The sequence below is a fragment of the Paenibacillus sp. P4_A7 genome, from assembly GCF_056402455.1.
This window is the reverse complement of record NZ_JBFUHJ010000440.1, coordinates 1-4,629: the sequence shown is the minus strand read 5'-3', so window position 1 is coordinate 4,629 and position 4,629 is coordinate 1. Positions and strand designations below refer to the sequence as shown.

The 4,629-nt window shown below is 46.8% G+C and carries 1 protein-coding gene; it reads left to right on the top strand.

Translation table 11 applies throughout. The annotated features are described in order from the left end of the window. On the top strand, positions 1-4,584 hold a 4,584-nt coding region (locus AC1DWN_RS28355), incomplete at its 5' end, for an S-layer homology domain-containing protein (protein WP_477562232.1). Between the last annotated feature and the right edge of the window lie 45 nt (positions 4,585-4,629).

The window sequence follows — 4,629 nt, the reverse complement described above, 5'->3', positions numbered from 1 at the left end:
GCCAATGGAAATGCCAGTCTTGAGGAGGAGACATTTCCGATCGGCATCTTCTGGCCACCCGTCGAGGCGTTCACGAACGAAGAGCAATACAGCTATATTAAGGATGCAAACATTGATTATATTCAGAATGTATCTTCAACGGACTTAGATACGGTTGAGGAAAATAGGAGAATGCTTGACTTGGCACAATCTGTAGGTTTAAAGGTGCAGGTTTCCGATGCGCGCACAAGAAAGATATTGGATCTTACCGATGAAGAGCTTGAAGAAATGGTCAACGATTATAAGGATCATCCTGCAACCTATGGCTACTATATTAAAGACGAACCTACGCCAAGTGAATTAGAAGATTTCGCAGTTGTCTATAATAAGGTACTTCAATTGGACCCGGAACGTAATCCTTCGGTGAATCTATTGCCGAAGACATGGGCGATTCCTAACTATAAGGGTTATGTGGAAGGTTGGATTAATTCGGTGGGCGCTTCGAACCTGAAGCTTCTATCGTTTGACTTTTATCCGTTTCCAGCATCTCCGTCCGATGGTGTAAGTGAAGACTACTATGTCACCCTTGAGCATATTAAAGAAGCGGGACTGAAATATGGTCTGGAAACTTCTGGTTACTTGCAATCCTTCGGCATACCTAACGTATACAGAAGACCGAATACAGATGAGATGCGTTATAACGTATATACTTTATTGTCGTATGGTATTAAAAATCCGATTTGGTTCACTTGGTGGACTCCGCTATCTCAAACAGAGACATTTGAAGAAGGAATAATCGATATCGAAGGCAAAAAGACGGATTTCTACGAACCTGTCAAACAATTTAATGCCGATATGAAGAACCTAGGTCGTACACTTATTCATTTGGATGCGAAATATGTATATCATCAAGGTGAGGCACAAAAAGGAACAAAAACAGTTCCGGAAGATTTCATCATGCTTCCGCAAAATCAGAATGACAATCTCATTCTTACGTATTTCTCCAACAAGGCTAATGGCTCCAATTATGTAATGGTCGTCAATAAATCCTTGAACGAATCGAAAACAGTGACATTCCAATTGGACCCTACTCTTGATGCTAGTGCAATCAAAGAAATCACAGCTGCATCAGAAGGCAACGAGGTCACCCCGGTATTCGACTCTGGCGAGAATACGGTGTCAGCTAGTTTCTTGCCGGGAGAAGGGAAAATATACAAGCTTCCGTTAGGTTATACGTATACTGAAACGGCAGACCAATCCAATGTCCTTCCTAACGGCGGCTTCGAGCAAGGACTTTGGCCTGTTCATAAAGGAGCCGTTCTGGATTCATTTATACGGCGCAAGGGGCAAAGCGCGAAGCTTACCGCTGAAGGCTCACAAGCCTATGTAGAAAGCGCMGTGGCAAGAATAGGTAGTCAGAACGAGTACTCCTTCAGTGTCTGGTTGAGAGCGGACAACGTGTCCACGCCTAATGGCGTTAAGGTGGAACTGATGCAAGTAGACGCCAACGGATTTGATATAGGTGTGTACCCGCAATCGATCTCTGCAGGTGGCACGACGGGCTGGATGAAATACGAGATACCGAATATACAGACCTCCGCTTCCGGGATCAGAGTTATCGTTAAGACACTTCCTGGCGTTACCGGGTCGGTATGGGTTGACGAAGCAGTACTTACAGACAAATCTACCAGTGAAGAATTGATAGACGAATTGGTGAGCTTTGATCACATCTTTGAAAGATCGGCTAATTTCTGGTTCGATGGCTCGAATACTCAGGTAGCCGATGGAGACGACAGCCGGTTAATGAGAACGTCAGAAAATGATGAGTACATTGTGTATCACTTCGACTCCATTAACAGCTTCGAAGCTAAATTTTATAGTGGAAATACAGTTGGTGTAGCATTTTATGCTTCACCGGATAATTCGAATTGGTCACCAATCGCTGTGAATGATATCAATGAGAAGAACACCTCAAGTGGATGGTTTACAGTTACGAAGGCATCCCAGCAGATTCCTTCAGGCACGAACTATTTGAAGGTTGTGTTTTTAGAAAGTAATGAGTATAACTGGTATCCGCAGCTAGGTCAGATGAAGATTTCGCATGGATATATTGCAGGTGCAGATAACGGTCTGATCGATAATAGCAGCTTTGAAAATGGACTGTGGGAAATGCAGCGCGGAGCCGCGCTGGATACAAGCGAGAAGCATAGCGGCAGCGCCAGCGCTAGAATCGAAGGTGGAACGACGAGCAATTGGATTTCCAGCGCGATTGCCACGCCAGACCCAGCCCAAAAGCATAATTTATCGCTTTGGTTGAAAACAGACGGCTTCACAGACCCGTCAGCAGTTCGGGTTGAATTGATGATGGTGGATGCAAATGGGAATGATATCGGCATAATTGCCGATTCGATCGGTGTGGTTGAAACCGGAGGAACACAAGGCTGGACAAAGCATACACTGGACGGCGTTCGAATCCAAGCACCTAACGTGAGGGTTATCGTCAGAACAACTTCAGGTGCAACGGGAACCGTATGGATCGATGACGTCTTTCTTGAGGACTTACCGGTATATGGAACATTGACGGATGACTTGAACAATTACGACAACGTTGTGTCTAAATCAGCTAATATTTGGCTGGACGGATCTAATCCTGACATTGCGAATGGCGATGAAAGCAGATTAACCAGAACAGCCGATACGGATGAGTATCTTATCTACCACAAGGAGTCCATTAGCAAATTTTCAGCTCAGCTTTATACAGGGTCGACGGATTATGTAGATTTTTACGTATCTCCCGACCAATCGACATGGACGGAGGTTGAAGTGGACACATCGGAGCGCGTTGAGACAAATAGAGGCTGGTATAAGCTAACTAAATCGTCTGTCAGTGTGCCGACTGGGATGAACTACTTGAAGATGGTTGTCCGAGGCGATAATGAATTCAGCTGGTATCCGCAAGTAGGCAGCATCTCGATTACAAGCGGATATGGAGACAATGTATTTGCACCACCAGCAAATCTTTTGAGAAACGCAGGGTTCGAGCTTGGCATGTGGCGGAATCGACAAGGCACAGCGTTAGAGTTGAATGATCGGCACAGTGGAGAAGCGAGTGTGAAAATAACAGCAGGCATAGCGGGAAATTATGTACAAAGTTATCGAGCGCGTGTCGATTCAGAGCAAGCATACACACTGTCGCTATGGTTGAAGACAGCTCAAGTCTCGGATTCGGAAGGTGTGAGAGTCGAGTTCGCTGAGTTGGACTATGAGGGCAACGAAATTGGGCTTTATGTTCCTAAGGACGGACCATTGACAACTGGAGGGACGAAGGATTGGGCGGAATACAGTATTCCGGACATCTATCCGCTTCATTCAGCTACCGCTTCATTGAAAGTGAAGGTATTGACGGAGGCTGGCTTGACAGGTGATGTATATGTTGATGACCTGATGCTAGCTGCGACGGATATTCCTCCTGATCCTAAACCAGAAAATCCTTCAAGCCCAGGCAACGGCGGTGGGTCTGTCGTGACTATTCAACAAGTAACAGAATCGCAATTGAAGCAAAGCAAAGGAACGATTGTGCTTCAGTCCGGTAAGGAAATGCTGTCGCTGCCGATGAATGCAGGCGAAGTGCTGCAGGACGAGATGTTAATCGTTAAAGCCGGCGAAGCGACGGTTGCGATTCCTTCCAGCGTGCTGAAGGCACTGCAGGAGCAAGTACAGCAAGAAGCACTGGATGCGGTGTCGATTATCGTGAAGGTTATACCAAGTTCTATGTCGGCAGACACCGGCGATTCCTCGCTGAAAGCAGGAGCAGCTGTGTATACGCTTGAGTTGTATGCTGTGAATGGTCAAGGCAAGACGCTACGCTTAAGCTCATTCCCACAAACGGTTCATATCGAGCTTCCGTATCTTGCTTCGCAAGATGTGGGGCTGATCGGTATTTACTACTACAATGAAGTCAGCCGCAAGTGGGAGTATGTTAGGGGAACAGTAGATGCAGAGAAGAAAGTCATCTCTACAGAGCTGCATCATTTCAGCCAATATGCAGTAATGGAATACAATAAAGCGTTTGTCGACGTACCGACGACGCATTGGGCATCAAGCACAATCAAGGCACTGGCAGCGAAGCATATCGTATCGGGTGTGGATGACAGCCGATTCAACCCAAGCGGTCAGACGACACGAGCTGAGTTTACCGCGATGCTGGTACGCGCGTTCGGAATAGAATCGTCAGCAGTTGCTGCGCCGTTCAAGGATGTTGCCGCAAGCAAATGGTATTATGAAGCCGTTCAGGCTGCTTATGGGGCAGGATTGGTGCAAGGGGTATCCGATGAGCGGTTTGCGCCAGATGCGCAAATTACCCGCGAGCAAATGGCGGTGTTGATTGTCAGAGCAGCCGCATACGCCAAGCGTGAGCTGAAAACAGAAAACGTGGGATTGATCAGCTATGAAGACCGCGGAAAAGTATCGGGCTGGGCGACCGAGTCGGTCGATCAGGCGATTCAATCGGGATTGATGCAAGGCAAGAAGAGTGCGTACTTCAATCCACAAGACCGCGTCACTCGTGCAGAGACAGCGCAAGCGATTTGGAATCTGGTGAAATAAGAGAACGAAGAAAACCTTGATGGCTCATTTCGATGAGGATCAAGG